Below are 513 nucleotides of genomic sequence, written 5' to 3' on the forward strand. Positions count from 1 at the left end.
GGGGGTGCGGGCGGGGCGGGCGCGGTGAGCGCGGGCGGCACGGTGGCGCCGACGGCGACGCCGTCGCGGTACTCCAGCACCTGGAACTGGGCGCCGAGAACGCCGGTGTCGGTGCAGAAGTGCACCCCGCGCGGGGCCAGCGGGTAGCCCGCGCCGAGCTGGCGCAGCACCCGCCACTCGCGCGCCATGTCGTTGGCGCCCTCCGCCGACGGCCCGGGTGGCGGGCGGCGCAGCACGGCGGGGCTGCCGTCCACGGACACCAGGTAGTTGAGGTTCGCCAGGCCGCCGGCGAACTGCCGGGGGGCGACGTCGGTGTCCAGGTGCAGCCCGTGGCGGGCCAGCTCGGCGGCGACCCGGTCCCAGGGCTGGGCAACCGTGGTCTCGGGTGGGCGCAACCGCGGGTCGACGTCGGTCACCCTGCGTCCCCCGAGCCGGACACCCCGTACGCGCCAGGCGCGGCGGACGTGCCGGAGGCGGCGGGCGCGGCGGAAGTGGCGGAAGTGGCGGAAGTGG

1 protein-coding gene is annotated in these 513 nt (G+C 78.4%); it reads right to left on the reverse strand.

Annotation, left to right across the window (positions count from 1 at the left end):
* The coding region (locus tag ND748_RS33620; protein ID WP_251750225.1) for a phosphotransferase at positions 1–416 on the reverse strand (416 nt) is incomplete at its 3' end.
* Positions 417–513: the final 97 nt, after the last annotated feature.

It is taken from the genome of Frankia sp. AiPs1 (assembly GCF_023716945.1).
GTDB lineage: Bacteria > Actinomycetota > Actinomycetes > Frankiales > Frankiaceae > Frankia.